Annotated in this window: 24 protein-coding genes; 20 read left to right on the top strand and 4 right to left on the bottom strand. The window is 40.1% G+C overall.

The features are described 5' to 3' along the window. Positions 1-3: 3 nt before the first annotated feature. Positions 4-2748, bottom strand: coding sequence for a glycoside hydrolase family 65 protein (locus tag IGJ90_RS13140; protein ID WP_174120994.1), 2745 nt, complete (start codon positions 2746-2748; stop codon positions 4-6). 260 nt (positions 2749-3008) lie between these two features. Between IGJ90_RS13140 and treR the strand changes: the two genes are divergently transcribed. Beyond that, complete coding sequence (gene treR, locus IGJ90_RS13135) at positions 3009-3722, top strand: trehalose operon repressor (RefSeq protein WP_002415630.1); 714 nt, start codon at positions 3009-3011, stop codon at positions 3720-3722. Positions 3723-4120: 398 nt separating this feature from the next. Then, positions 4121-4831, top strand: coding sequence for a WxL domain-containing protein (locus tag IGJ90_RS13130; RefSeq protein ID WP_192211684.1), 711 nt, complete (start codon positions 4121-4123; stop codon positions 4829-4831). Between the two features lie 40 nt (positions 4832-4871). Here IGJ90_RS13130 and mscL read toward each other — a convergent pair whose 3' ends face one another. Then, the gene (gene mscL / locus IGJ90_RS13125; RefSeq protein WP_002359018.1) at positions 4872-5321 is read right to left on the bottom strand and encodes a large conductance mechanosensitive channel protein MscL; all 450 of its coding nucleotides are present in this window, start codon (positions 5319-5321) and stop codon (positions 4872-4874) included. 208 nt (positions 5322-5529) lie between these two features. On the opposite strand from mscL, the gene yfmF reads away from it, so the two are divergent. The 5 genes from yfmF to IGJ90_RS13100 all read left to right on the top strand — a co-directional run bounded on the left by yfmF (position 5530) and on the right by IGJ90_RS13100 (position 11115). Next, the gene (yfmF, locus tag IGJ90_RS13120) at positions 5530-6798 is read left to right on the top strand and encodes an EF-P 5-aminopentanol modification-associated protein YfmF (RefSeq protein WP_438768257.1); all 1269 of its coding nucleotides are present in this window, start codon (positions 5530-5532) and stop codon (positions 6796-6798) included. Further along, positions 6791-8095: an EF-P 5-aminopentanol modification-associated protein YfmH gene (yfmH, locus tag IGJ90_RS13115; RefSeq protein ID WP_438768255.1), complete on the top strand. Its 1305-nt coding sequence runs from the start codon at positions 6791-6793 to the stop codon at positions 8093-8095. Before yfmF ends, yfmH begins: the two co-directional genes overlap by 8 nt. A 167-nt stretch (positions 8096-8262) precedes the next feature. Then, positions 8263-9129, top strand: a complete 867-nt coding sequence (locus IGJ90_RS13110) for a helix-turn-helix domain-containing protein (protein ID WP_010778005.1) — start codon at positions 8263-8265, stop codon at positions 9127-9129. Between the two features lie 124 nt (positions 9130-9253). Then, complete coding sequence (gene pgsA / locus IGJ90_RS13105; protein ID WP_002365382.1) at positions 9254-9832, top strand: CDP-diacylglycerol--glycerol-3-phosphate 3-phosphatidyltransferase; 579 nt, start codon at positions 9254-9256, stop codon at positions 9830-9832. A gap of 494 nt (positions 9833-10326) precedes the next feature. Further along, positions 10327-11115 (top strand): hypothetical protein, encoded by a 789-nt coding sequence (locus IGJ90_RS13100; protein WP_002367449.1) that lies wholly within the window; start codon positions 10327-10329, stop codon positions 11113-11115. A gap of 998 nt (positions 11116-12113) precedes the next feature. Here IGJ90_RS13100 and IGJ90_RS13095 read toward each other — a convergent pair. Next, positions 12114-13001, bottom strand: a complete 888-nt coding sequence (locus IGJ90_RS13095) for a MurR/RpiR family transcriptional regulator (RefSeq protein ID WP_002383224.1) — start codon at positions 12999-13001, stop codon at positions 12114-12116. A 376-nt stretch (positions 13002-13377) separates the two neighbouring features. Here IGJ90_RS13095 and gnd point away from each other — a divergent pair, with 376 nt between their 5' ends. The 13 genes from gnd (at position 13378) to IGJ90_RS13030 (ending at position 23298) form a co-directional block, all read left to right on the top strand. Continuing rightward, the gene (gnd, locus tag IGJ90_RS13090; RefSeq protein ID WP_002378821.1) at positions 13378-14313 is read left to right on the top strand and encodes a phosphogluconate dehydrogenase (NAD(+)-dependent, decarboxylating); all 936 of its coding nucleotides are present in this window, start codon (positions 13378-13380) and stop codon (positions 14311-14313) included. 12 nt (positions 14314-14325) lie between these two features. Further along, entirely contained in the window at positions 14326-15327 is a 1002-nt protein-coding gene (locus tag IGJ90_RS13085; protein ID WP_002375530.1) for a D-isomer specific 2-hydroxyacid dehydrogenase family protein, read from the top strand. Positions 15328-15341: 14 nt separating this feature from the next. Next, positions 15342-16445: an iron-containing alcohol dehydrogenase family protein gene (locus IGJ90_RS13080; protein ID WP_438768252.1), complete on the top strand. Its 1104-nt coding sequence runs from the start codon at positions 15342-15344 to the stop codon at positions 16443-16445. 12 nt (positions 16446-16457) lie between these two features. Continuing rightward, positions 16458-17294, top strand: a complete 837-nt coding sequence (locus IGJ90_RS13075) for a PTS mannose/fructose/sorbose/N-acetylgalactosamine transporter subunit IIC (protein ID WP_002372794.1) — start codon at positions 16458-16460, stop codon at positions 17292-17294. A 20-nt stretch (positions 17295-17314) separates the two neighbouring features. Beyond that, positions 17315-18187 carry a PTS system mannose/fructose/sorbose family transporter subunit IID gene (locus tag IGJ90_RS13070; RefSeq protein WP_002354903.1) on the top strand — a complete coding sequence of 291 codons (873 nt, stop codon included), beginning with the start codon at positions 17315-17317 and terminating at the stop codon, positions 18185-18187. A 21-nt stretch (positions 18188-18208) separates the two neighbouring features. After that, positions 18209-18715 (top strand): PTS system mannose/fructose/N-acetylgalactosamine-transporter subunit IIB, encoded by a 507-nt coding sequence (locus tag IGJ90_RS13065; protein ID WP_002354904.1) that lies wholly within the window; start codon positions 18209-18211, stop codon positions 18713-18715. Positions 18716-18792: 77 nt separating this feature from the next. Further along, a complete protein-coding gene (locus IGJ90_RS13060; protein WP_002354905.1) occupies positions 18793-19245 on the top strand; it encodes a PTS sugar transporter subunit IIA in 453 nt (150 codons plus the stop codon). Positions 19246-19268: 23 nt separating this feature from the next. Continuing rightward, positions 19269-20342: a mannonate dehydratase gene (gene uxuA / locus IGJ90_RS13055; protein WP_438768250.1), complete on the top strand. Its 1074-nt coding sequence runs from the start codon at positions 19269-19271 to the stop codon at positions 20340-20342. 4 nt (positions 20343-20346) lie between these two features. Further along, on the top strand, positions 20347-21000 hold the full coding sequence (locus IGJ90_RS13050; RefSeq protein WP_002354907.1) for a bifunctional 4-hydroxy-2-oxoglutarate aldolase/2-dehydro-3-deoxy-phosphogluconate aldolase: 654 nt from the start codon (positions 20347-20349) through the stop codon (positions 20998-21000). Positions 21001-21171: 171 nt separating this feature from the next. Further along, on the top strand, positions 21172-21642 hold the full coding sequence (locus IGJ90_RS13045) for an ASCH domain-containing protein (protein ID WP_002354908.1): 471 nt from the start codon (positions 21172-21174) through the stop codon (positions 21640-21642). A gap of 175 nt (positions 21643-21817) precedes the next feature. Continuing rightward, positions 21818-22036 carry a YdbC family protein gene (locus IGJ90_RS13040; protein WP_002381076.1) on the top strand — a complete coding sequence of 73 codons (219 nt, stop codon included), beginning with the start codon at positions 21818-21820 and terminating at the stop codon, positions 22034-22036. Between the two features lie 16 nt (positions 22037-22052). Continuing rightward, on the top strand, positions 22053-22937 hold the full coding sequence (locus IGJ90_RS13035; RefSeq protein WP_438768248.1) for a YicC/YloC family endoribonuclease: 885 nt from the start codon (positions 22053-22055) through the stop codon (positions 22935-22937). A 55-nt stretch (positions 22938-22992) separates the two neighbouring features. Next, positions 22993-23298 carry a hypothetical protein gene (locus tag IGJ90_RS13030; RefSeq protein WP_002383233.1) on the top strand — a complete coding sequence of 102 codons (306 nt, stop codon included), beginning with the start codon at positions 22993-22995 and terminating at the stop codon, positions 23296-23298. Between the two features lie 42 nt (positions 23299-23340). Here IGJ90_RS13030 and IGJ90_RS13025 read toward each other — a convergent pair whose 3' ends face one another. Next, a complete protein-coding gene (locus IGJ90_RS13025) occupies positions 23341-24822 on the bottom strand; it encodes a DUF1958 domain-containing protein (protein ID WP_438768246.1) in 1482 nt (493 codons plus the stop codon). Positions 24823-24993 lie beyond the last annotated feature (171 nt).

Genomic DNA, 24993 nt, shown 5'->3' with positions numbered 1-24993 from the left:
CCTTTATTGATAATGTACTTCTTTTGGTCGTTCGGCGGTTAACGGAATCAACGCGCCCTGAACCAATAATTGTGTGTCTTTATCTGCTGTAATCGTGACACTGGTTTGTGTTAATGAAAATTGGTACGTCACGCCTTGATGAATAAACTGGAAGGCCAGCGCTTGCCAATGTTCAGGTAAGTTTGGACAAATTGATAACTCGTTTTGGCGCGTGTCAACGCCTGCATACGTCGCTAAAGTAACGTGGATCGTCGCAGCCATGACCCCTGTATGAATCCCTTCAGCGGTCGTGCCACCTTGAATGTCACGATAATCGGAATACAACGCTTCTTGATAAAGTTGCCAAGATAGCTCATGGAATTGCGCCATTTCTGCCAATTGGGCATGAACAATTCGTGACAAAGTCGAACCATGAGACGTCCGTTTTAGATAATACAAAAGATTTTTTTCCAAATAATCCGCAGGCAATTGATACCCTAAATCTTCTAAAATTTGATCCACCCGAGTTTTGTCTAAGTTGTAGAACAACATTAACGTGTCGGCTTGTTTCGCCACTTTGTAATCATCGGGAGATTCTCCTTCGGCTTTTAAAATCCGATCCATGCGGTAAATATTGCCGTATTTCTCTTTCATCGCCGCCCAGTCAATCTCTTTTAAGCCGAAATACCCTTCATATTGCGCAATAATACCGTCAGAATTAACTTCAATTTCCAGTGAATTTTGAATTTGTTGCATGCGGACTAAATCAGCCGAAGTGGTCTGAGTTTTGGCAAAAAGTTGTGCCTGTTCTTCCTCAGAGAAAAGTGCCAAAATGTTGGTTAATTCTTCGAATAGCCAAACCACCATCAAATTCGTATAGGCGTTGTTTTTCAAGCCGCTTTCCGCTTGGTCTGGATAGCCCTCGTGAAACTCATCAGGTCCCATCACTTTATCAATAAAGAACCGTCCTGTTGCGTCATCTAACGTCGCAGCGCTGTTCCAAAATTGAGCGATTTCTAACAACATTTCGCCGCCATATTGTTTCATAAATTCATGATCCTGTGTACTATGCCAATACAACCAAGCATTGTAAGCAATCGCCAAGGACACATGCCGTTGCAGAATGCTATGATCCTCGCCCCAATGTCCATTCAACGGATTTAAGTGAAGTTTTTGCGTGGTTTCACGCCCGTCACGTCCTGATTGCCACGGATACATTGCGCCACGATACTGGCTGGCCGCCGCATTTTCCTTCGCCTTCTCTAATCGGTGGTAGCGATACAGCAACAATTGTTTCGCTGTGTCAGGATAATGTTGAATATAAAAAGGTAAAATAAAAATTTCATCCCAGAAAATATGTCCACGATACGCTTCACCATGCAAGCCTCGGGCGGTAATCGAGACGTCCAATGCTTGGGCTTGGTTACTAAAAGGCGAAGCCGAAGCCAGCAAGTGATAACTGTGAATCCGTAAAAGTTTTTGAGACATCAAATCGCCTGTCACGGTAATGTTGGCTTGTTGCCAAAGGGTTTGCCAAGCGCGGGCGCTTTCCTGAGCGGCGGCCGCAAAAGAGTCCTTCGGCGTAAACGGTACCTGCCAACTTTGTTCGGCGTGGCTGGCTTGCACAAAGACTTGTTTTTCTAGCGTATAGCGCGTGCCTTGGAGCGCCATCACGGTCACCACTTGGGCGATTTTTTCCGCTTCTTCTTGAATCATAATGGCCTCTTTTTCAAAAAAATCACCAGTTATCAAGGCCGTTTCTCGGACGCTTAAGTTAGATTGATTGGTACAAACCTCAATCACGGTTTTGTTTTCCTGCGCGTTTAATGCTGTCACCTGAAAATGTTTCGCTGTTAAGTTACGATACCGCGCCACGTTATAGTTGTAGACACTGCCATCCGTGACGGTTTTCAAAGTAATCGGGGCTGAAAAGTTTAACGGCTCAAACGTATATTGCAGATGATAGTCATTCGGCTGTGCCATATTGGCGATTTTTTTCGTCGTTAATTTAATTTGCTGATTGTGGGCATCTTTCAAAATCATTTCTGCGACAAACAACCCCGTTTTCAAGTTCAATTGACGATGTAATTGTTGTAGCGTTTCTGGGGAAATCGTTAACCAGTCAGTGGCATCGCCAATTTTTAAAGCGATATGTTGGTTGTCAGGAGCATTGACGAAATCTTCATTTTCCACTACTTGACCCGCAACTTCCGAAGCCGCTGTATTATAAAGCCCCGCAATGTAGGTCGCTGGATAATGATCATCAGAAATCGTCATCTCAGGTGTCGTGCCGCGCAAGCCTAAAAAGCCATTGCCGACAGTTAACAGGGACTCCACCGCATATTCATTTTTCCCAGGCACGTAGCCATAATAGTCCAAATGCCAAGCCAAATACTGCCGTTTTTCTTCAAATGCTTCCAGCAGATTCGGTGCCGCCGCTTGTTCGGCTGCCGTTAAAAGTGGCGTGTTCAACTGTTCCGCGAATGCTTGAATCACCGCTTGCGGAACTAGCGCCAACGTTTCCTCTGGCGAAAAGAAGTCCGCTGGAAAATCAGCCACAATCCCCCCCAGAATCGGCGCAGCCTCTGCCAAAATCAATTGGCACAGTTCAGGAACCGTTTCTTCGATAGTCAAAGCTTCAAAAGGGAACGTTTTTTGGTGAAGCGGTTCCAATTTATGGTTAAAAAAAGTCGTCGTTAGTTGGTTCGTTGCGAATGTTAATTCTAAAATGGTCATGTTTGGCGCCTCCTTACAAACTTGTATAGACATGTTGTGTTTGACTACAGTATAGTATGAACGAATCAGAATTACAAGGATTTTCCCTAGATTCTTGGGAAAACTTTTCCAGAAGGGGGCTGCAACAGACTGCGCTGGATCCGAAAAAAGGCGGTCAAGCAGTGGTTTGGCTGGGGGAGTCAGTGGCGTAAGCAGGTCAGAAAGTGCGGGGGATTTTTCTGACCAGCTCTAGGTTTTTCGGAGGGAATATGCTATGCTTTTAGAAAAGAAATTGTTGGTAGAGGAGGATCGGCATGAACAAGTTTCATGACATATTTTTAGAATTAGAACAACAAATTGTCCAAGGTGAGTATCAGCCGGGCGATTTATTACCTAGTGAAAATCAATTAGTGGAAACCTACAATGTTTCCCGTGAAACAATTCGGAAAGCCTTGAATTTACTGATTAACGCTGGCTACATTCAGAAAAAACAAGGCAAAGGCTCGATTGTCTTAAACTTTAAAAAATTTAATTTTCCTATTTCAGGGGTGACCAGTTACAAGGAGTTACAACAAACGCAACATATTGAAAGTCATACTCATGTGGTTTCCTTAGAAGAAATTCCTGTAGAGCGCAACTTGGCTCAGTTGACTGGTTGGAGGGAAGGGGCCCCTGTTTGGCGCTTAGTCCGGCAACGGGAGATTGAAGGGGAAGTCGATATTTTAGATATTGATTACTTGATTAAAGAGATTGTCCCTGAACTGCCGAAGCATCGTGCCGAAGATTCGATTTTCGATTATCTGGAAAACGACCTTGGCTTGGCGATTAGTTACGCCCAGAAAGAAATCACCGTGGAACCGCTCACAGAGATGGACAAGCAGCTGATTGGTGAAGTCGAAGGCAATCATGTCGTCGTGGTCCGCAGTATCATGAACTTGGAAGATACCCGCTGTTTTGGTTATACGGAATCCCGTCACCGCTTAAACAAATTTAAGTTTGTGGAATTTGCGCGTCGCCGTAAGTTGTAAGTCTTGGCGACTAGCCAATGCAAAAATGGCTGTCATTAAATGGCTTTTGCCGTTTTTTTCGCCGCAATCGCTGATAAATGTATAAGAATTTAGGAGAAAACGTCACAAAGTAGAGGTTCACCTCTAACATTGTGACGTTTTCTCGTTGTTTATTAAAGAATTTCGCCAAGAAATGCATTAAATAACAGACATAGATGTTAAAAAATATTGTAAAAATGGCTTAAAAGTTGGCTTAAACGTTGATTTTAAGCGGAATTTCGTTTTTTGATTAGAGTGGTTAAATATTTAAAATCACAGGGAAATGAAATTCTTGTATAATAAGGCTATAGCTTCAGAAGCGCTGAAGAAACAACTAGCGACTTCTGGCAATTCAGACAGCAAAAGGAGACGTACATAGAATGAAAAAGAAAGTTTTAGCAAGTTTATTGGTTGGTAGTGCTGTGGTGGGCGCTAGTCTGGCACCCCTGTCGGCACAAGCGGTAACGACAGGGAATACGCCGGTGACAGTGGGCTTTGAAGGGGGAAACTTGCCAGATGGTGGCGGGACTCCGAATACAGTAAGACCTGATCCAGATGCTACAAATAGCAATTTCGATTTACTATTTATTCCTAGAGAATATGATTTTGGCAAATTATCGCTTTCAGATGATTTAACGCAACCGATTCCTAATAAAGAGGATGGAGGTCTTAGTGGGCATGTGGAATCTGTTGGTGTAGGTGATATACGAGGGAGCAAAGAAGGCTGGCATGTGACTGCTCAATCCACGGGTATGAGGCTTGGCGAGGAGAGTTTGGAAGGTAGTATTACAACTGGTACAATTAATTTGTATCCCTTAATCTATAATGAGGAAACTAACACGTATGATTTTCAAGGTACCGATCTTGCCGACCCAGATGCCAAACCGGAAAATGTGAAAACAGGACTTTCAATTCCTTTAGGTGGCGATGCAGTGCTTCTTGCGAATGCCACAGCAGGAAGAGGGCAAGGATTATGGCAATTTTCAATGTTTAATACCTCATTAAATATCACCACTTCAGCGAACAACATCAAAGCCGGAAACTACACAGGTAACGTCACCTGGAACCTCGTGGCAGGACCATCAATCTAAGGCCAAACAAAAAAGTCATCCCCTCAGGATGACTTTTTGCTTATTTCTCTGTGACGGTGCTGTCTGTTTTGACAGTTTCAGCAGGCGGTGTTTGTGCCGCTAGCAAGTCGCGAATTTCTTTTAAGTAATCTTCGCTCGTTGGTACCACTTCTTCTTCTGCCGCTTCTTCTTTTTTGCCACGGTTTTTCATTTTGTTGGCCGCTTTGACAATCAAGAAGAGGACGAAGGCCGTAATTAAAAATGTAATAAGTGCACTAATCACGCTACCAATATTGAATTCAACGCCTTCGACTTTATAGACAAGGGCACCCAATGCATCGTCGGCACTCTTTTTCCCAGTCGTCAAGACAAAAATCAGACTAATTAACGGGGTAATCAAGCCTTCCACCACTTGTGTCACGATTGCCGTAAACGCACTACCAATGACAACACCGACGGCTAGGTCTAAGACACTTCCGCGCATGATAAACTCTTTAAATTCTTTAATCATTCTTTTTTCCCTCCTCACTTTAAAAACAGTATACCGAATCTTCTTGAAAATTTGAACTGAAAAACTCTTATCATTCAGAAAGCACCTTAAGCTGTGTTATAATGGAGCTATTGGAAAAAACATTAAAAAATGCTTTAGAATTTACGCGATACATATATTTCACAGCATTCTTTAGGTAAGATGAAGCAAATGAAGGAGCGATGCGGCAATGTCTGTTCAATTAGTTAAAGGCGTGAATTTACACGTCATTCCTACAGAAAAATATAAAACGGTGCGTCTTTTAGTCCGCTTTAATACACGATTAAATCATGAAACCATTACAAAAAGAACGCTGTTGTCCAGTTTGATGGAAACCAACAGCTTGAATTACCCGAATCAAGTCAAGTTAAGTGAGCGTTTGGCGGAACTTTACGGTGCCAGCTTTGGGATTGGCGTTTCCAAAAAAGGCAATCAACATTGGTTTAATATTTCTATGAACATTGTCAATGATCATTATTTACAGGATAGTCAGGTGCTCGCCGAAGCGGTGGACTTTTTGAAGGAAATTATTTTTGCCCCCAATATTCAAGCGGGCCAATTCGAGGCGGAAACCTTCCAACGGGAGAAAGAGAACTTGAAAGCGTACTTGGAAAGTATTGTGGAGGATAAGCAAACCTATGCCTCTTTGGCGCTTCAAAGTGTCTATTTTAATCAATCGGAGGATCAAAAAATCCCTAGTTTCGGGACCGTTGCGGCGTTAGCTGAGGAAACAGCGGCATCATTAGCAGCGTATTATCAAAAAATGCTGGCGGAAGATCAAGTGGATATTTTTGTTTTAGGTGATGTCAAAGAGGCGGAGCTAGTGCCGTTACTCAAGCAATTACCGTTTACGCCTCGTGAAGAAGGCAAAGCCGCGATTTTCTACAATCAACCAATTCGCAACGTGATTGAAGAGCGGACCGAGCGTGAGGTGTTAGCCCAATCGAAATTAAACTTGGCTTACAACACGGATATTTATTATGGCGATAGCTATTATTTTGCATTGCAAGTGTTTAATGGAATTTTTGGCGGTTTCCCGCATTCTAAATTATTTATGAATGTCCGTGAAAAAGAACATTTAGCGTATTATGCTTCTAGTAGTATCGACACTTTCCGTGGCTTCATGACGGTTCAAACAGGGATCGATGGCAAAAATCGGAATCAGGTCTTGCGTTTGATTTCGACAGAATTGGAAAATATTCGCTTAGGTAAGATTAGCGAATTAGAAATTGAACAAACGAAAGCAATGCTAAAAAATCAGTATATCTTAGCGTTAGATAATGCAGGCGCGTGGCTGGAAAAAGAATACTTGAACCAATTAATGCCGCAGACGATGCTGACGGCGGAGGAATGGATTGCGCGGATCAATGCCGTGACTATTCCAGAAATCCAAGAAGTAGCCAAACGCTTGGAACTTCAAGCGATCTTCTTTTTGGAAGGAGAAACGGAAAATGATTAAAAAAGACTATGCACAAATTAAAGAAACATTGTATACAGAAACACTGGCGAATGGTTTAAAAGTTTACCTATTGCCGAAAAATGATTTCCAAAAAACGTATGGCTTGTTTACGACCGATTATGGTTCCATTGACAATACGTTCGTGCCAATTGGTCAAGAGGAAATGATTGAAGTACCTGACGGAATCGCCCACTTTTTAGAACATAAAATGTTTGAAAAAGAAGATGGCGATGTCTTCCAAAAATTTGGGCAACAAGGGGCTTCAGCGAATGCCTTTACCAGTTTTACGAAAACGAGTTATTTGTTTTCAACGACGGATCAAGTGACACAAAATCTAGAAACGTTGCTTGATTTTGTGCAATCGCCGTATTTCACGAAGGAAACGGTCGAAAAAGAAAAAGGCATCATCGGACAAGAAATTCAAATGTATTTAGATGATCCTAACTGGCGCTTGTTCTTTGGTATTTTAGGCAACCTTTATCCGAAACATCCATTGCACATTGATATTGCCGGTACAGTGGCAAGTATTGCGGAGATTACCGCAGAAGATTTGTATACATGCTACAATACGTTTTATCATCCAAGTAATATGACCTTATTCGTGGTAGGGAAAATGGACCCTGAAGCGTTAATGGCGTTCATCCGTGAAAACCAAGCGGCGAAAGAGTTTCCTGCCGCCCAACCTATTCGTCGGCATTTTCCTGAAGAAACAGATGCTGACATTGTCAAAGAGAGCGCCATTGAAATGGCGGTCACACGGGCAAAAGTGCTTGTTGGCTTGAAAGGTTTAGATGAAGTGCCAACAACGGGTCGTGACTTAATGAAATATCAAGTCACCGTGAACTTGTTGTTACAATTATTGTTTGGTAATACCTCTCAAAACTATTTGGCTCTTTATGATGAAGGCTTGTTAGATGATAGTTTTAGTTATGACTTTAATTTAGATCGCAGTTTCCATTTTGCGGATATTGGCGGCGATAGTGAGCAACCAGAAGTCTTAGCAGAACGAATTGAAGCTATTTTATTATCTGCCACAACAAGTCCAGAATTAACGGAAGAAAATTTGTCCTTATTGAAGAAAAAAATGATTGGTAAATATTTCCAATCCTTAAACTCTTTAGAGTATATCGCCAACCAATTTTCACAATCATTGTTTGGGGAAACCACGCTGTTTGATAAGATTGAAGTCATTGAAAGCATTCAATTAGCCGACGTCCGCCAAGTAGCAGAGACCTTTATTCGTGAAGAAGGATTGAGCCGTTTCTACATGTATCCTAAAGGAGAAACCGAGCAATAAACCAACTGTTTAAGAAAAAGAAAAATCTTTGAAATCTTTCAATTTTGTTATCCTCAGTTGGCTTCTTTTGTGGTATTCTTAAAGGACGGGAATGTTTTCCTTGGCAATTGAAAAAGACTGATGAGACAATCGATAAATTAACAAAATAGACTGGAGAAGATGGACGAGTGGCCAGCGTAAATATTGGAGAAACACTAAAAGAAGCAAGATTGCAGAAGAACATCTCAATTGATGAACTGCAACAAATGACAAAAATTCAAAAAAGATATTTAGAAATTATTGAACAAAACGATTTTGAGTCCTTACCAGGCACCTTTTATGTGCGGGCGTTTATCCGCCAATATGCAAGTGCGGTCGGCTTAGATGGCAATCAATTGGTAGATATCTATGATGGCAAAGAACCTGAAATTGTCGAAGAACCCAAGCCAGTGTATGAAGAGCTTGAAGGATCACGTAAGCAATTGCATGACGAAGAAAAGCAATCCAGTTGGTTACTGCGGAACTTACCAGCCATTGCCTTTTCGTTAATTGGTTTAGCCATTGCGGTCGTGGTGCTGTATATTATGTGGCAAGATCAAAAAGCCGAACCGATTATTCAAACACCGGCAACTAGTGCCAGTGTGGAAAAACCCAAAGAATCAAGTCAAGCCCCAGAAAGTAGCACACAAAGTAGTACACCGCCGTCTTCTTCAAGCGAACCAGAGAAGAAAACAGCTGTGGCTGTGGTGAGTGATGCTAACAATCAAGTGACTGCAACGGTTAAAGATGCGAATAGTCCAATCAACATTACCTTTAAAGGGACTGAAGGCTCTTGCTGGATTGGCGTGATGGTCGATGGCAACTATACGTACCAACACACCCTGCAAGCAGGAGAGACCCAAACAACAGCTTTACCTGCGAATGCCGCCAACGCGACACTGATTTTAGGCGCCTCAAATAACGTCGCCATCCAAGTCGATGGCGCCGATTTAACACTGGAAAAAACGCCAGTTTTAATTCGTAAGGATGTTACATTAGGGATTACGTATCGTTAGAAATGGTGTAAGAAGAATCTGGATAAACTGTCAAACGGCAATTATTCCAGATTCTTTTCTTTTTTTCGTGACACTGCCAGCAAGATAACGTAAAATAGAACAGGAGAAGGAAGGGGCAATTGAAGTGAATTTACCAAATAAATTAACAGTTTTAAGAATATTTATGATTCCGATTTTTATTATTATTGTGTCGGTGCCGATGGACTGGGGAACGATTAGTTTTGGCGACACAACGTTAGCCGTTACCCAATTAGTGGGCGCGATTATTTTTGCAGTTGCTAGTTTTACAGACTGGTTGGATGGCAAAATTGCCCGTGCACAAGGCTTGGTGACGAACTTCGGGAAATTTGCGGACCCATTAGCGGACAAAATGCTAGTGATGACCGCCTTTATCGTCTTAGTTGGTCAAGGCAAAGTACCTGCTTGGATTGTAGCAATTATTGTTTGTCGTGAATTGGCAGTAACTGGTTTACGGTTGTTATTAGTCGAACATGGCGAAGTAATGGCAGCAGCTTGGCCAGGAAAAGTAAAAACAGCTACCCAAATGGTTGCAATTATTTTACTATTCATTAACAACATTCCATTTTCAGCACTTCATCTACCACTAGATCAAATCATGCTATATGCCTGCTTGATTTTCACCATTTACTCTGGTGTTGATTATTTTGCTAAGAATAAAGATGTTTTTAAAGGTTCGATGTAAAGAGAGAATCAAAACGCTTGGCTTGTGCCAAGCGTTTTTTTGATTATTTTTTACCTATGAATAATTACCGGCTTTCTACCCACTAGTTAAAGACTCAAGTGGATTTAAAAGCAACAGATAAATAGTTTAAACGAATTTATTTAAAGCCAGCCATAATTAATAGATAAATAAAATAAGAACAAAATATAATTATAGTGATATCTGCGATTATTATTGATATGTGTAAAATATAGGATTCTTTTAAATTCTTTACTGATTTATAGACTGAAAATAGACATATGACTATGGCTATTAACAAGGGGAAAACTAAAGGTCCTGTAGAATTTATAATTTCAAAAAAAAGTCTCATCATCTATCAACTCCTGTTTTTGTTTATATTATAACATAAATATTTAATAAAATATAAAAACATTTCTGTTTTGGGTTAGGAAGTGCTATAATTTAATAACTAGTGAAAATAATCATTAGTTATTAAATTAAAAAAGGAGAAGTCTATGAAAAAAATTGTATTTGTTTTGTTAGGGTTGGTTACTATTTTTTCATATCCGCTTACAACTAAAGCGGATGAAATTGATGATGTAGTGAGTAAGTGCAGTTTGGTAGGAAAAGAATTGGATGAATTTGAGCAACAAGAGAGGTTAGGCAACTTTCAACGTTCTACGGATATTAATAAAGCTGAAATTGCTAGTGATTATAAAAATCTCATGGAAAATGGACAATTAAATGATGATACTTCGTATGAAGAGTATTATAATTTTAGAACATATCCTGAACCAAAGGATCCTGTTGTTGATTATGCTAGAAATTCTAGAGGTATTCAAAGTCCAAATGTAGGAGATATTTTAATAACTAATAGTACAAATCCTGATGTTATAGGACATGCAGGTATTTATATTGGAAATAGTAAGATTTTAAGCATTGAAGGGTATGGGGCCACTCCTTCGGTAAAGTCCATTTTTCAGTGGATGGTAGAAAGAAATTCTAAGAGAGATAAATGGACAAAAGTATATCGACCAAAGGCAGCATATAATCCATCAAAAGCTGCTAATTGGGGAGCTAAGAACATTTTAGGGAAGAATATTTCTTATGGATTTCGTGGTGCACCAACAGATTTAAATCCCACATATTGTTCTAAAATTGTATTCCAAAGCTATTGGTATGCTAACAATGGCAGAGGGATAGTCTTTCCAAGGTATATTTCTCCATATGCTTTACCAAATATTTTTGTAAATTATGGGCAACCTGACCATGTAGCGACTTGGACATGGAGAAATATTGCTTAATCTAAACGAATCTTTAAGCTCTTTGTCAAATAATCTTGATAAAGGGAATTTGTAGAATTGTGTTAAGTCCAGAGGAGAAAATCCTCTGGACTTTTTAATTGGGCTTGTACAGCTTGTCCTTATTGGACGAACATCACAATCTGAAATGATAAGAGTTGCGAAATTTGGGGGATTTCGTTTTAATGCTTTGCATAAGAAGCATTAAAACATAAGCTTGGTTTCATTTCTAAAAAGCATACAAAAATTTGGAAAGTAACAATTTTTCTATAAATAAACTGCCAAGTAAATGTTTAGACAGGATATGTTGCTCAACTTTTACGTTTTAAAACACCAAACAACGTTCTGTTTCTTTGAACGATCATGTGAGAAAATGGGAAACGTGATTTACCTAAACCTTGAATAGTTAAGCAAGTTGAGTGGAGATGAAACGAAAAAAATTATGAATTATGAACATTTTTTTACTTATAAAGATATCATTATTAGTTTACTAATTTTCTTTGGATTGTTGTATGTAATAAGGCTGGAAAGCGTGACTAAATATTTTTCGTTAGTAATAGTCGCCATTGTTTGGTTTAATCCAAGACTAGTTCAGCTATTTGACAAGCACACGATTACTGTATCGATAGTTGTTACTCAAATGGTTATGCACTTCATCTTTGTTCCTTTATTTTTATTAACGCTATTAATTATTTCAATAACGGAAAAAGAAGATAGGTTATTTTGCCTACCCATTATATTTTCAGTCTTTCTTGTTTGTTCGCAAGCAACTTGGCTGTATGAGTATAATCTACTTTTCAGAGTAGTCGATATTTGGATGATTCTAATGATACTGTTCGTAAGGATAAAAAATATAAATCCTGAGTAGTTACACTGAGAAAGCCAAGGATTAAAACTTCAAAGGAAAAGCCTGGGACATCAATCATTTTGGATTTTTGTTCCAGGCTTAAAAATGATAAAGGGTGGGAGCAGAAGCAACTACTAACAAACAAGACTTTTCTTTACGACAAATAATGCGGATCTGTCTTAGTCGTGCTAATGTTGTCGCGGATTTTTTTCAAGGAATCGGCATTTTGATCAAAATTGTGATACATCGTATTTGTGTATAAAATATCCATTACCGTTAAGTAACTAATCCGTGAAGCCAAGGATTCCGCACGAAACAAGCCTTCTTCGGTGACGACAATAATTGCTTCGTCGGACAAGCCTGCCAACTCTGAACCGCTGTTACCGGTTAACGTAATCATTTTTGCGTTGGTTTTTTTAACTTGTCGTGCTAGGTTGATTGATTCTTTGGTTTTGCCTGAATGGGAAAAAATAAACACGCAATCTTCACTGGTTAATTTTGTGACAAAACTTAACTGCATGTGGTAATCAAAAATGTAGTTGCATCGATAGTTGGTCCGAATGAATTTATGGAAACTATCAAAAGCCACAATCGAGGACCCGCCTTGCCCAAAAAAGTGAAGCGTTTTGGCAGAGTACATCAAAGCCAACACGTTATCTAACAGCTCTTTTGTTAAGAACTGTGTGGCGTTACTGAGGGAATAAATATTGGCTTGTAAGACTTTTTTAGCAATCGTAATACTATCATCATCTGGTGAAATATCATCGGCGCCATTCACGCTATTGACGTTTTGAAAAGTCGGCTGATAATTAGAATTCCTGGCGATATCAATTTTAAATTCTTGGAACCCAGAATAGCCAATCTTTTTTACAAATTGATACACGGAAGATTGGGAGACGCCAATTTCGTTGGCAAGACTTTCTAACGTCATTTGTGTCAATAATGATTCAGAATGAACAAAGTAATCGGAAATTTTCTTTTCTGTGAGGCTCAAATTCGGTTTTTTGATCCGAATCCGTTGATCCAAATAGTGGTTTTTCATTAACACGTTCCTCCAATCTTATTTTTTTAAAAATAAAATGAATGCCTTTTCATTGTTGGTATAGACTGATTATAGTGGAAAAAGAGGACAAATACAATTTCTCTTTTTCTCCACAAAAAAGAAATTCTTTAAAAAAAGCCCAAAAAAAATAAATAATCTTTTTTCTGAAAAATGAAGGGGTCTTGAAAAGACTTCTCTCAACTAAAGAAAGTAGCCAGTAAAAAGAACGTGATACCAAGAGATTTACTTGTGTTTTTTGTATGAAAGCTCCTTAAAAATAAAAACGTTTTACCTTTTGAGCAGGCAAGATTTTTGCTAAAAAATAAAAAATATTTTTTAATTAGTGTAATCGTTTACATTATTTTTTTTATCCTTTATGATTGAAGTATCAAAAGAGGCAGGTGAAAGAAAAATGGACATTGGCTTTATTGGACTTGGGAAAATGGGTTTGAACATGGCATTAAATGTTCACGAACAAGGCTGGCCCATTATTGGCTTTGATGTAACAAAGGAAGCAAGAGCGACTGCTAGAGAACAGGGTCTTTCCGTTGTAGATTCGTTGTCAGAATTATTGAAAGCGCTTAATAAAAGGAAGGTGATTTTTTTAAGTACCCCCGCTGGTCAGATTACCAATCAATTAGTGGCAGAATTGGTAGAGCAATTAGCACCAGAGGATATCATTGTGGATAGTGGCAATTCAAATTTTCATGATAGTGTTGCGAATGCTCAGCTTGCTAAGGAAAAAGGAATTTATTTTATTGATTGTGGTACTTCTGGTGGCATCAAAGGAGCGCGGGAAGGAGCGTGTTTAATGGTTGGCGGTGCGCCTGAAGCCGTCAAGGTGTTAACCCCATTTTTTGAAGATTTAGCTTGTGAACAAGGGTATCTTTATGCTGGGAAATCAGGAGCTGGTCACTATTTGAAAATGGTGCATAACGGGATTGAGTACGTCATGATGCAAGCCATGGGCGAAGGATTCAATTTATTAGAAGCCGCCGAATATGATTTTGCGTTGGAGAAAGTAGCCGATGTGTGGAATCACGGCTCGATTATTGAAGCTCGCTTGATGGGCTTAGCGAAAGAGGTTTTTGCGGAAAATCCTACGTTAGCCAATCTAGAAGGGAAAGTGGCAGCAAATGGCGAAGCCAAATGGATGATTGAAGAAGCATTGCGTTTGGAGATGCCCGTCCCAACTACGGCGTTGTCCTTATTTACTCGAAATGAAAGTATGCTAGCAAATCATTTTTCAAACAAAGTGGTCGCTTCTTTGAGACAAGGATTTGGCGGGCATGAAGTCGTAAAAAGTCAGTAAAGGAGTTTAGTCATGTTAAAAAAACAAAAAATTGCCATAGTGAATTCCAGTAGTTTTGGTCAAATTTTTCCTGAACACTTGACGCGCTTAGAAAAGATAGGCACCGTGAAGCATTTTACAGTCGACAGTGAAATTGGTGGCAAAGAGTTAGCGGAACGTTTACAAGGATATACGATTATTATTGCTAGCGTGACGCCATTTTTCACGAAAGAATTTTTTGAACATAAAGATGAATTATTGCTGATTTCTCGCCATGGTATTGGGTATAACAACATCGATTTAGACGCTGCAAAACAGCACGACACAATTGTTTCCATCATCCCAGCTTTAGTAGAACGAGATGCCGTGGCGGAAAACAATGTCACAAATTTACTAGCTGTTTTACGACAAACCGTGGCTGCAGATGCCAGCGTTAAAGCGGATCAATGGGAAAAACGAGCGAATTTTGTCGGTCGGACGTTATTTAACAAAACTGTGGGTGTCATTGGTGTTGGGAACACAGGAAGTTGTGTCGTGGAGACGTTACGAAACGGATTTCGCTGTGACGTGTTAGCGTATGATCCCTATAAATCCGCCACTTATCTGCAAAGTTATGGAGCCAAAAAAGTAGACTTAGATACGTTGCTAGCTTCAGCTGACATCATTTGTTTATGTGCCAATTTAACTGAAGAAAGTTATCACATGATTGGCTCGGCGGAAATTGCCAAGATGAAAGACGGCGTCTATCTTTCCAATAGCGCACGAGGCGCCTTGATTGATGAAGAAGCCATGATTGCCGGCTTGCAATCGGGCAAAATTGCTGGGCTTGGGACAGATGTTTTAGAAGAGGAACCAGGTCGGAAAAATCATCCTTATCTTGCGTTTGAAAATGTAGTAATGACGCCGCACACCTCCGCTTATACCATGGAATGCCTGCAAGCGATGGGAGAAAAATGCGTGCAAGATGTGGAAGACGTGGTGCAAGGTATTTTACCTCAACGGGCAGTGCAAGAAGTCAGTCGTTACGTTAGTTAAGAAGGAGGAGGAGCATGTTAACTGATTTAAAAGTGAAAGTTGGACCGCAATTTTATCGTTACCACGAAGGCGCCTTAGCTTCGGTGCCGTCACTTTTCAAGGAATATCACGCCCAACGAATTTTGGTGGTGCATGGCACCGTATCCTTTGAAAAAGCTCAGCCATTTTTGCCCTTCTTGGCAGATTCAGAGTATCAATTCTTCTATCACACTTACACAGGAGAATGTAGTTATTTTGGCGCCGAACAAATTTCACAGCAAATAAAGGAACACCAGATTGACTTTCTTCTGGGAGTCGGCGGCGGTAAGTTAGCCGATTTAGTGGGCTACAGCGCCCATTTAAACAATCTGAATTTTGGCTTGGTCCCCACTTTGGCTAGTAACTGTGCGCCGTGGACACCGTTAGCTGTGATGTATCAAGAAAATGGCGCGGCCGAAGGCAAAACGGAACATTTCTTTCGCCAAGCTGCGTTTTTAATCACTGATCCTAAGTTGCTTCTGGATGCACCCCGTGATTATTTTGTCGCTGGTTTAGCTGATACGTTAGCGAAATGGTATGAATCAGAGACCATTTTACGCCAAGCCCATTTGCAAGGGGAACCCTTTTTACAATTAGCGGGAGCGACCGCCAAGCTTTCGCAAGAAGCGATTATGCGGGACTCAAAAGCAGCCTTAGCAGCGATGGACGAGGGCAAACTCACGCCTGAATTTGTCCATCTTTCAGAAATTGTTTTCGCTGTTTCTGGATTAGTCGGCGGCTTCGGCGACAAATACGCCCGCAATGCAGCAGCACACGCCATGCATGATGCTATGAGTAAATTTTTACCAAAAAGTCATGACTATTTACATGGCGAAAAAGTAGCTTACGGCATCTTCTATCAATTAGCATTGGAAAAAAGGTGGGCCATCATAGACGCATTAATCCCCTTTTATCAAGAGCTAAACTTGCCCATGTCGTTACGACAAATGGGCCTTTACCCAGAAGAAGCAGTACTCGAGGCAATGGTTCAATTTATTGATTCAAAAGAAAAGGTTCATTTAATTCCTATTGAGATTTCGGAAGAACGTTTACGTCAAGGGATTGAAGAGCTAGAAAAGTATATCCAAAACCAAGGATAAGAAGGAGGAACTATGGAAACGTTAAGTGTTTTACAAAGTTTGATAATGGCGCTTTGGGTGGCAGCAATTATGTCCAGATGGCTTGGAGGAGGAGCAACGTTAACGTTGCGTTTCTCGCCCTTAATGACAGGGTTAGTAGCAGGTTTAGTGATGGGCGATGTCCCGAAAGCGATGATTGTCACCGCAGCATTACAAATGATTTACATGGGTGTTTTTTCACCAGGTGGCTCTATGCCAGCAGAACCATCAATTGCGGCAGCGATTGCTGTGCCAGTTGCGTTGCTAGGGAATTTGAAGCCGGAAGCGGCTATTGCCGTAGCGGTTCCTGTCGGTCTTTTAGGAAGTTATTTATATCAATTCCGTTTCTTTATTAACACGTTTTTAGGGAAGTATACCGATCGTGCGGTGGCTGAACTAAATTCTAAAAAAATTGCCCGCTCAATTATCTGGTATCCAACGATTGCCTCATTTATTTTATTCGTTCCATTAGTCTTTTTTGCTCTTTATTTAGGGGCACCAGTCATTGCCGATATTATTAAAGCATTAGAAGGAACCGTTGTGATTCACGTGTTAGAAGTAGTCGGTGGTGGTTTAGCCGCAATTGGGATTGCGACAACGGTCTATGTCATTGGTCGAAAAGATTTCTTGGTTTTCTTTTTCCTTGCATACTTCATGAGTATCGTCTTTAAGTCATTGGAAATTACCATGGTAACGTATGCCATCTTTGGCGTAATTATTGCGTTAATTTTTGTGCAAGTCCAAAAAGGCAAACCTGTAGCAGAAAGTGCTAGTTCCGCCAGTGCCACCACTGATTTTGATGATGATGACGATTACGATGACGGGTTTTAAAAGAAAAAGGAGGAACTGAAATGACGGAAACAACAGAAAAAGTCGTGCCGAAAACAACGAATTTAGCACCAGAAGAAATTACCAATAAAGATGTTACAAAAGCCTATCTCCGTTGGCATTTTGCCAATGAAATTCCCCATTCCTTTGAACGTTACTTGGCGCCTTCGTTACTGTACGCAATGATGCCACTTTTAAAGAAATTATATAAAGACGATGAACAATTAAAAGCCGCTTATATGCGTCAACTGCTGTTTTTCAATACGCAATTAAGTTGGGGCGGCGGGGTCATTACTGGATTGATGGCTTCTATGGAACAAGAGCGGGCCAAAGAAGAACATGAAGGCCGCGAAATCATGATGCAAGATGATTTAATGTATAACACCAAAGCTGGCTTGATGGGCGCGTTAGCTGGAATTGGTGATGCGATTGACTCAGGTACGGTTCAATATATTTTTATTGCGATTGCGGTGCCGTGGGCGCAACAAGGTAGCGCATTAGGTGCGATTTTCCCCTTTGTCGCGTTTGCCCTTTATCAAGTACTGTTAGGTGTGTTCTTTGCGAGACAATCCTTTAAAATGGGGCGGAATGCCACAGGCTTAATGCAAAGTGCTGGGATTCAAAAAGCTATTGAAATGTTATCTGTTTTAGGGTTGTTCATGATGGGAATTTTAGCTGGTAATTATGTCAAAGTTTCTTCAACCCTTCAATTTAAACTTTCTGGCCGTGAGTTTGTGGTCCAAGATATCCTTGATCAGATTGTCCCAGGACTCTTGCCGCTAGCTGTCGTAATGGGCGTGTATTGGTTCTATACGAAAAAAGGCTTGAAAGTTACGCAAGCATTATTGTGGTTAACAGGTATCTTAATTGTCTTAGCAACAGTCGGTATTTTATAAAAAGAAAAGGACGTGAATCAGATGGGCGTAGTAAATTTAGCAAGAGTAGATGAACGATTAATTCATGGACAAGTGATGGTGACCTTGTCTCAAAAAAGTGGCGTTAATTCCATTTTCGTTGTCGATGAAGTGGTGGCAAAGGATAAATTTATGCGTGATTTATACAAAAGTGCAGGCAGTCGGACAGGACAAAAAACCATTGTCATTACGCCGGAAAAAGCCAAATTTTATTGGGATGAATACCAATTCAAAGAGTACAACTGTATTTTAATCGCTAAAACCGTCTCTGTAATTTATGACTTAGTAAAACACGGAGTCCCTATGAAGGAGTTAAACATCGGCGGTATTGCACAGAAGAATCCAGAAAAAGATTTATTAGTAACCAAATCAGTTTATTTAAACAAAGAAGATGCTGAAAAATTAAAAGAACTACATGAGGTGTATGGCGTAGAAGATATTTATTTCCAAGCAACGCCTTCTGCACCAAAAACTAGTTTAAAAGAGGTTTTAGGCAAATTTAATTTATAAAAAAGGCCAGTCGCTTGAGTCATTGCATGACTGTTTGAAGTAATGACTCAAGCCACTGAATTGAAGGAGGAACTTTTATGTTAGGGATTGTGATTGCTACACACGGTGCACTAAGTGACGGTGCGAAAGACGCAGCTACCGTGATTATGGGCGCAACCGAAAATATCGAAACCGTTAATCTAAATAGTGGAGACGATGTCCAAGCACTAGGCGGACAAATTAAAACAGCGATTGAGAACGTCCAACAAGGGGATGGCGTGTTGGTCATGGTTGACTTATTAAGTGCGAGTCCTTACAATCAGGCAGTTTTGGTGATTAACGAACTCGAACCAGCACTACAAAAGAAAATCTTTGTGGTGAGTGGTACCAACCTACCAATGGTCTTAGAAGCGATAAACCATCAATTATTAGGCACACCGATTGCTGAAGCGGCGCAAGCGATTGTTGCGCAAGGCAAAGAAAGTGTGCAAGCATGGGATATTTCTATGACTTCCTTTGAGGACGAAGAGGATGAGGACGATGATTTTTAAGAATGTAGTAAAGGGTGAAAGCAATGAAATGGGGATTTAGATGGTACGGAGCGGCAGGCGATGCCATTCCGTTAAAACACATTCGACAGATTCCAGGAATTACTGGCGTTGTCGGTACCTTGTTAAATAAACTACCAGGTGATGTTTGGACAGTAGCCGAAATTCAGGCACTTAAACAATCGGTGGAACAAGAAGGATTAGCACTTTTAGGAATTGAAAGTGTCGCTATTCATGATGCCATTAAAGCGGGAACGGATCAACGAGACCACTATATTGATAATTATCGCCAAACGTTACGTAACTTGGGGAAATGTGGAATTTCCTTAGTGTGCTACAGTTTCAAGCCTATTTTTGGTTGGGCTAAAACGGACTTGGCGTATGAGAATGAAGATGGCAGCTTATCGTTGTTATTTGATCAAGCTGTGGTAGAGAACATGCAGCCAGAAGACATGTATCAATTAATTCACAGTCAGTCAAAAGGATTCCGGTTACCAGGTTGGGAAGAGGAGCGTTTGCAACAATTTCAAGAATTGAAAGCCATGTATGCCGGCGTAACGGAAGAAGATTTGGTCGAAAATTTGCGCTACTTTTTAGAACGTGTGATTCCTGTCTGTGAAGAAGAAAATATCAAAATGGGGATTCACCCCGATGATCCACCTTGGGAAATTTTTGGTTTGCCAAGAATCACTAAAAATTTAGCGGATTTAAAACGGATCCTTTCCTTGGTGGACTCACCAGCAAATGGGATTACATTTTGTACAGGTTCCCTCGGTGCGGACCCGACGAATGATTTGCCTACTATGATTCGTGAAATAGGTCACAGAATTAATTTTGTTCATTTCCGCAATGTGAAGTATTTAGGCGAGCATCGTTTTGAAGAAACGGCGCATCCGAGTGTCGTTGGTTCGTTAGATATGGCGGAATTAATGCAAGCACTGGTAGACGTAGGGTATGAAGGCGTTATTCGCCCTGACCATGGGCGGGCAATTTGGGATGAAAAAGCGATGCCTGGTTATGGTTTATATGATCGAGCAATGGGGTTGACCTATATTCAAGGACTGTACGAAGCAACCAAAGCCAAACAAAATAGGAAGTGACAGAATGGAAACAAAAGTTGAAAAAAATCAACTGTATCAACAATTAGCGACATGTAAACTTTTACCACTATACACTGCAACAGATTTACGCTATTTGCCACAAGTAGAATCAGTCTTAGTAGAAAACGAATTACCGTTTATTGAAGTCACTTTTCGGAGTCAGCTGGCCTTGCCTGCTATCAAACAACTTGCTGCTTCAGGGAATTTAATTGTGGGCGCAGGAACTGTTAGAACCTTGAAAGAAGCCCAAGAGGCAGTAGCGAACGGTGCACAGTTCATTGTTTCCCCAGCAATTGTTCCAGAAGTCATTGATTTTTGTCTGGCAAATGAGGTGCCTATTTTTCCAGGAACAGCTACGCCTGGGGAGATTCAGCGAGCGCTGGCGTATGGCTTACGAGTGGTTAAATTTTTCCCAGCCGATATTTATGGCGGATTAAAAGCCATTAAAAGTTTAAGCGGTCCGTTTTATGATGTTCAATTTTTACCAACTGGTGGGATTGATGAAACAAACTTTATAGAGTATGTGGAAGCAAAAGAAGTATTAGCAGTGGGCGGCTCCTTTATTTTATCAGAAAAGATGCTTCAAGAAGATGAAGCTTCGGCACGCCAGCATGTTCAATCTTTACTCACGAAAATCAAAGAACGACAAGCAAAATAAAAAGATGGGCTAAGTTTTGTTACTTAGTCCTCTTTTTTTTCTGTCCAAATACTACTGACATTATTTTAGTTTTCATTTTGTAAAAATAGTATAGGAGAAAAGCAATCAGTTATGTATAATTAGTGAAAGAAGGTTGCGTGAATGAAGTAAAAATAAAAAGGAGAGCAAAGGATGTTAAAAAATGTAGAAGTGTTTTGGCAAAACTTTTTAGATAAACATGAATTAGATATGTTGATGCCCGATGTGTGGATGTTTGGTGATGGCTCTTCTGAGATGGGTAATCGTTTGGGTCAATTGGTTGTTTCTGGTCGTAAGACAGCGACATGTTCTTCTTTAGATATTTATAAAATGGAAGAAGAACAACTCCCTAAAGCTGGTCAATACGACATAATTTTAGATGGTCAGTCTCAACCGCTGGCTATTATTCGAACAACCAAAGTTGAAATTATGCCCATGAATAAGGTCTCAGAATCTTTTGCACAAGCGGAAGGTGAAGGAGATTTGACGTTGGATTATTGGTATGAAGAGCATGCGCGGTTCTTTAAAGAAGAACTGGCCCCCTATCAGCTACAATTTTATCCCGACATGCTGTTAGTTTGCCAAAGTTTTGAAGTAGTGGATCTTTATACAGAAAAAGAATAGACAGAGAAGCGGTGACTGACACGATTGAAACGAGCAGTTGTCGCTTTTTTTACTGATTTTTTGAAAAAGTTGCGTATGTTTATATAGACAGGGTGATAGAAAAGAGATGTGTATTTTAAGTGTCGAGGAAAAGATGGTACAATAACCTAAGGAATACTAACAAGGAGTGAATGTTATGAAAGAAGAATTTTCATATGAAATTTTAGAAGAAGTCGCTGTGTTATCTGAGAATGCTCGTGGCTGGCGTAAAGAATTGAATCTAATTAGTTGGAATGGTCGTCCACCAAAATTTGATTTGCGTGAGTGGGCCCCTGATCACGAAAAAATGGGTAAAGGCATCACCTTAACCAACGAAGAATTTGCTGAATTAAGCAAAACAATTAAATCCATGTAAAAGGAGCACCCTGTCAATGAAAAGTATGACTGGATTTGGAAAAAAGACCATTCAAAATGAAAATTATCAATTGGATATCGAAGTCAAAAGTGTTAATCAGCGGTTTTTAGATATTCAATTGCGTATGCCAAAGGAACTGAATGCCTATGAACTGGTGATTCGGCAAGTAATCAAACGCACGTTAAAACGTGGACGTGTGGAAGTCTATGTAAATCTCCAAAAAATCGGCAACAATCAAAAAGAAGTACTCGTGCAGTGGGACTTAATTGATCAATTATTAACTTCGGTAGATAAACATTTAAAGGAAAACTATCCGGAAGCAACGTTTGATGCAGGGAGAACGGTCAACCATTTATTAAAGCAAAATGATTTTGTCGAAATAGTGGAAGCAGAAATCGTTGATCAGACATTTGAACCATTTCTTGTTCAAGCATTTGAAGCAGCCATCGCTAGTCTTGACCAAAGCCGTGTGCAAGAAGGAACGCAAATTAAACAAGTCCTGCTTGACTATGTAGCAGTGTTGACCCAATCAATTCAAGAGCTGCAAGCGTTTGTGGGTGTTTTTGAACAAGAATACCGTCAGCGTTTTGAAGCGAAATTAAACGAATGGTTAGGGAGCCAAGTGGATGAAACACGCTTATTAACAGAAATGGCCATTTTATTGGAAAAAGGCGATATTCATGAAGAATTGGATCGTTTGGATATCCATATTGATAAGTTGCATCAGTTGCTTGATGAAACAGAACCAGTGGGCCGAGAACTAGATTTCTTAATTCAAGAAATGAACCGTGAAGTCAATACGATTGGTTCGAAATCAAGTCCAATTGAAATAAAAAATAGTGTCGTTCAAATGAAAACAACCTTAGAAAAGATTCGTGAACAAATTCAAAATGTCGAATAGAGAAAATGGTTTCGTGTTTTTCCAGAAAACGCTATAATATAGAAGTAACGAATAAATGACAGAGGTGAAAGCAATGACTAAATTTTATGATGTAACCTTTCAAGAATTAAGTGGTCGTTCTGTGGTAAAAACAGAAGTCGCTTCAGACAGAGAACCATTTGACGTCTGGCAAGATGCTTGTGCAAGCTATTCTGAAACAGAATTAAATATCCAAATTAACGAAGACACGTTTGTAACTTTAAATCGTCACTTTGTTGTTCGCATTGACGTGAAAGAAGTTGACGGCCCTGTCGACAAACAAGTTCGTCGTCGCGATGAATTGATGAACGTGGTCAATACGCTTTCTAATATGGGCTTATAAAAAATACCACCAAGCATTTCACGCTTGGTGGTATTTTTTTAATTAGAATAAAAGAAACAAGCCAACGGCGCATAGGAAAGAAAGAACTGCGGCACTTAAAAAGATTGTCCGCATGGATGCAGTTTTACTGCTTTCTTTGCCGTGTTTTTTCTGACGTTCTAAACGTTTTTGAAGCTGACGGGTAATTACTGAGAAAATCAGCCCGAAAAGGACTAAAACACTTGTGGCAATCGATTTAGGAATAAAATGATTCGGTTCTGCAACGGTGGTATCCCCAGAATGTTCGTTTGATTCTGCCGCAGCTTCAGCTGTTGTTTGTTTTGGCTTAACTTCTTGGTAAGCCACTTTAGGCGCTTGAACAGTACTATTTAACAATGTCAACGGCGTGTCGACTTGCACCTGCCCTGCTACTAATTTAAAAGTAGGCTGACTGCCTTTGGGAACGACACCGTATAAATCGTTAGCCAAAGTGACTTTTTTGTGATCAATGGTTTGTGGTCCTTTGTCTAAAAGTTTTTTGCGTTCGTATGTCGTATAGGCATAGTCCAGCAAAGCATTCCCAGCCACATGACGTTCGTATTCACCATCTTGGTTTTGCCAATTACCAACGCCTAAAATGACTTCAATTAAACGGAAATCCCCTTGTTTGACAGTCGCAATATAGTTAAAGCCACCTGTTGGACTAGAGCCTGTTTTTAAACCATCCACGCCTTGGTAGCCATACTTAGCGCCTGGCAAAGAATAATTGTACGCTTCAAAAGTTTCCTCGTAAGGCGTGCCGACCATTGTTTTCACCACTGGTTTATTGGTGATTTCTAAAATTTCTGGATAATTTTTCAGAAAATGATAGGTTAGTGAAGCTAAATCTCTAGCTGTAGAGACGTTATCGCCATTTGGGTCAATTCCTTGCATTTGATACAGGCCGTTAAAGGCACTTGCTTGCGCCCCACTGCAGTTGTAATAGGTAGTATTTGTCATCCCTAATTCAGCCGCTTTTTGATTCATTAAATGAACAAAGTCAGTAGGCTGGTTCCCTGAAATTAAATTTGCCAACATGAGAGTCGCCACATTAGAAGAGGGGACAGCAATCATTTTTAACAGTTCACGGACTGGATAAGCCACACCTAACGTAATTTTGTTATTACTAATGGCATATATTTTAGAAATATCGACATCTTTTTGCGTAGCAGTCACAGTCGTATCCATTGTAAATTTTCCTTGCTCCATTGCTTCAAAGGCCAAGTACATGGTCATCACTTTGGCAATACTGGCAGGATTCCACGCTAAATCTGGTTGCTGCGACCAGAGAATTTCTCCAGAATCAGCATCAACAACGATGGCTGCTTTGGGAATGCCATCCGCTTTCAGAGTCGTCCCCATTTTTTTAGCAATCGCGGTAATATCTTCTTCTGCGTGAGTCACAGTAGGTTGGGCAAAAAAGGCCCCGCAACTGACAACTAAGCCTAGCAGAAACAATGTAAATTGTTTAATTCGTGCGATGTTTCTCAGTCCTTTCTTATTCACGTTTTTTCATCCTAAAGGAGTCATCACTTCATTTTACTTAAAAAATGGCTGCCTGTATAGGAATTCTAGGTAATTTGTTTAAAAAAAGAACAAGTTATGAAAGCCAAATTAAAGAAGAAATGTTATTTTTTCAGTGAATCTCCAAGAAAGTCTTGAAAATTGCAGAAAAAA

Origin of the sequence: Enterococcus sp. AZ129 (assembly GCF_051714505.1) — a bacterium.
Classification (GTDB): domain Bacteria; phylum Bacillota; class Bacilli; order Lactobacillales; family Enterococcaceae; genus Enterococcus; species Enterococcus faecalis.
The sequence above is the reverse complement of the archived record's forward strand: the minus strand, read 5'-3'. Positions and strand labels throughout refer to the sequence as shown.